This is a genomic window from Bacillota bacterium (assembly GCA_013314855.1).
Taxonomy (GTDB): Bacteria; Bacillota; Clostridia; order Acetivibrionales; family DUMC01; genus Ch48.
The window spans coordinates 1-4,057 of sequence record JABUEW010000210.1; the positions used below are offsets into that span (position 1 = coordinate 1).

Annotated in this window: 3 protein-coding genes; 2 read left to right on the forward strand and 1 reads right to left on the reverse strand. The window is 37.4% G+C overall.

Annotated features, from left to right (window positions below):
• Positions 1–126: 126 nt before the first annotated feature.
• Complete coding sequence (locus tag HPY74_20140) at positions 127–2,061, forward strand: IS701 family transposase (protein ID NSW92918.1); 1,935 nt, start codon at positions 127–129, stop codon at positions 2,059–2,061.
• A gap of 867 nt (positions 2,062–2,928) precedes the next feature.
• Here the strand turns inward: HPY74_20140 and HPY74_20145 are convergent.
• Positions 2,929–3,342: a Uma2 family endonuclease gene (locus HPY74_20145; GenBank protein ID NSW92919.1), complete on the reverse strand. Its 414-nt coding sequence runs from the start codon at positions 3,340–3,342 to the stop codon at positions 2,929–2,931.
• Between the two features lie 264 nt (positions 3,343–3,606).
• Between HPY74_20145 and HPY74_20150 the strand changes: the two genes are divergently transcribed.
• Positions 3,607–4,057 (forward strand): hypothetical protein (locus HPY74_20150; GenBank protein ID NSW92920.1); only part of this gene is annotated, 451 nt, incomplete at its 3' end.

Genomic DNA, 4,057 nt, shown 5'->3' on the forward strand with positions numbered 1-4,057 from the left:
TACTACAGCGAAATAAAATTTAGTACTGGACATTGACAATTTCATAGTGTATAATTGTACTGGGGGTTGGTGAAAACATTTTAATACATTAATAGCCCTTAGTACAATAATGAAAGTGGCATTATAATGAAAAAAGAAATATATCTTGATATAAGGCCGTTGACAGGGACTGTCGGAGAGTACCTGCCGTTAACAGTTTCTATTGTCAACAAGAGTGAATTAGAGCCATTATGGGACTATATGGTTGGCAAATACCATTATCTTGGTTACGATAAAATGATCGGTCCAAGGATTAAGTATCTTGTCACCTATAAAGGTACTCCCATTGCAGCATTAAGTTATAATCGGGCAGCTTTAAAGGTAGGTGTACGGGATAGGTTCATAGGATATGATGAAGACGGCAAGAGGATTTTCTTGAAGCATATAGTAAACAACAACCGTTTTCTCATATTACCTTGGATTAAGATAAAGAACCTCGCATCTTACCTTTTATCGCAAACCCTCAAGAGGCTCAAAATCGATTGGGTCAAGATGTATGGCACCCGCCCTCTGCTAGTAGAAACGTTTGTGGACCATTCGAAATATAGCGGCACTTGTTACAAGGCTGCAAACTGGATTTATCTTGGAGAAACAAAGGGATTCTCCAAGGAAGGAAATACCTTTGTGTATCACGGTAACAAAAAAGCCGTTTATTTATATATTTTGAACAGGAATTATAAATCCTTTGTACCCTGTCACCAACCCCACAAAAAGCGTGAGAAGGTGTCTAATATGATGCTAAATATTCCTGACTGGAATCCTACAATTCTTGAGGATGTCGGTATTACGGTTGAGGAAGTACAAAACTTAGGTTCAATGCTGGACGATTATCTTTCTATTTACGATGAATGCTACACTCATGTAGGCCAGCGTAAGAACTGTGAGGGTTTCGTCAAGGGACTTCTAAGCAATGTCGACAGGAAATCCATTGAACCTATTGCCCTGGAATATTTCGGAGAAAAGGGAGTCCGCCCGATGCAGATATTTTTCAAATCCTCCCTGATGGATGATGAAAAGATGCTTGAAATTTACCAGGGGAGGTTGTCTTCGGATATTGCCGAACCTGACGGGATGCTAAACATGGATGGCTGTGATTTTCCCAAGAAAGGCAAAGCATCCGTTGGAGTGCAACGTCAGTACTGCGGCATCCTTGGCAAGAGGGAAAACTGCCAGGCAGGTGTCTTTATCGGATATTCCAGTAGTAAAGGTTATGGACTTGTTGACCGTAGGTTATACATGCCGGAAAAATGGTTTACCGAAGAATATCAAAAACTGCGTGAAGAAAGCTGCGTACCTGAAGATATTCAATTTAAAACCAAAGTTGATATTGCTTCTGACATGCTCAAGAGCACTATAGCATCAGGTAAATTTCCTGCAAAATGGATTGGCTGCGACTCATTTTTCGGCAGAGACAAGGAATTTCTTGCTTCGCTTCCTGAAAATTATTACTATTTTGCAGATATTCCCGAAAACCTGAAGGTATTCATACAAATGCCTGTTATTGGTGTACCCGAGAAAAATGGACGTGGTAAAAGATTCACAAAGGAACGTGCCTTAACAGATCCCATCCCGGTTTCCAGTATTGCCAACGATACTTCCATACCCTGGCAGAGGATAATTTTGGCTGAGGGTTCCAAGGGCCCCATCGTTGCCGATGTAAAAATCCTAAGAGTTATTGATGCGGAAGATATCGGTGGAAAAACTTATTTACCTGGCAAGGAGCAATGGCTTTATATCCGCAGGTATACCGATGGCAAAACAAAATTCTCCCTCTGCAATGCACCGGAAGATATTCCAATGGAAGAGCTTCATAAGGCTGCTACTATGCGATGGCCTATAGAGCAGTGTTTTGAAGAATGTAAAAGTTATCTTGGAATGGGTGACTATGAAGCTCGTTCCTGGCCTGCTTGGCATAAACATATGTTGCTGGTTATGGTTGCACATCTCTTTATTACAGAACTGAGATTTTACTTTAAAAAAAACTCCGGTTCTAACCATGCCACAGGCCAAACGTCTTATTGAAGCATCTCTGTCAGGCAATCTTGACTCCATTCGTAAAGCTATTCAGAAAACTGATTATTATTTACGACGAAATCACTGTGCTTATACTTCTCACAGAAAGAAATCGCTATTGAAACTCCAGCCACTTTCAAACACCGTATGAAATTGTCAAAGAACAAATTTTTCGCTGTAGTATTATTTATTTTTTATTTAATGCAAAAAAAATTAAGCTGATTTTTATTTTGATTTATTTTTTATTTATTTCTATGATTTACGAAGTGATGTGATTTAAAAATAGTTTATAACATAGCAAGAAGACCAAAGCTATTCAATTCCTCTTAAAGCTTCTACTTGATTGTTTCCTGGCAAATATAGCTTAAATAAATATCTAAGCTGCACAATGATCAACGGCGCTTTAGCGATTATAACAAGTACATTAAGCACAGTATTTATTACTTTCATGCCTAGTCATACACATCCTTCCTTATTCGAATTATCTTTCCTACCTCCTCCATCATGGAAATTCATGCTTTTCATCGTATCTTTACTAGTTTTCAGCTGACATCACTGATTTGTTTGACATCCATACCAATGGTAAGTAGTTTTTTTGCTATCTCTATTTTACAAGTTTTTCTCCTTTAATCTTGCCTTGCATCTTACCTTGCATTTTCATCTCTTCCCTCATATTGCGTATTGCTATCTCCAAGGCGTAAACCATTTCATCAACCTCCTTCTTTTTCATCAATAATCTTTTCTATTTCTCCTTTTTCCTCCTCTGTCATCCCGTACGTTTCAATATTTTTAAGCCATACCTTAAATAATTTGAGATCCTCTTTGCTCATCTTATTTAACTGCTCAACTAGTTTTTTTAGCCTCATAATTATTTCGTTATACCGAGGTATAAAAGACTTTGCACTTTTTACCCTTCAAGTATTCTGCAAGTTTTATGCAAAGCCTACTGGAAATCTCGTGATGGAAAGTGCCCGGTGAGAATAAAAGGAATATTTCTCCATTTATGAATTCCATTCTCAAATTGCTTTTCTCATATATTTCCATAAATTCATCATAGGGTACTTTTTTGCCGCCATATTGGTAATCAAGAGCTTCTTCCTTTATTGTCAAGTATCGTTCGAAATCCGTTATGTATGGCGAAAATCTCACAGCTTTTTTCCCGTTCTTTGTAATGACCACTTCGTGATTGGCAATAGCATAATCCAGGTACTTCAGGGAAAAGCCTGCCTGTAGCAGCAAAGAAGTATGTGGAGGAAGGCTCAAAATACGTGATTGTTTATGCCGGACAATACTTTGGTATCTTCGGCTTTCTTGAGTTTATCCAGTTGTATGCATCATGCAGCGCAGAAGTGAAGCAGCGCCTGGATCCGATTCTAGGTAAAGTATAGCATGGGAAAGGGGTTGTTTTTCAAATTCCGAATTGAAATTGAAGTTAGGTGCGATTTATTTTTGTGTAACATATAATTCCATAAATGGATGTAATCATCCTGAACAACCAACCGATTAAAATATATGATGTTATCAGAATTATGCCTATAAGAAGGTTTTGATAACATGAAAAGAGACGAAAAACAGAGTGTAGACAATATTTTGCGAGAATATAAAGAAGAATTACAAAATTTGTTTAAAGGCAAAAAGACAAAGAGTTTTGATGAAATTACAGGTGAAGCAATTGAAAAAATGAAAAATGAACTAAAAAAAGCAGCAGAACAAATTACAGAAGAAGAAAATAAAAAAACAAAAGGAAAATGCTCCATTTGTGGACGAGAAGTAAGAGTAAACCAGTATGATGCTGAAAAAGAAATAGTGGGGATACATTTCAAATTGAATATAAAAAGGGATTTATACTTTTGTCGACATTGCGGTTGTGGGTTTGCTCCGATAGATGAAGCATTTGATTTATTTGAAGACCACAATATAACAAAGGATATGGCGGAGGAAATGGCATATTCCGGTCAGAATTGCCTGTCGTTTGAAAAAGGGGCAGAAAATATAAAGAGATATC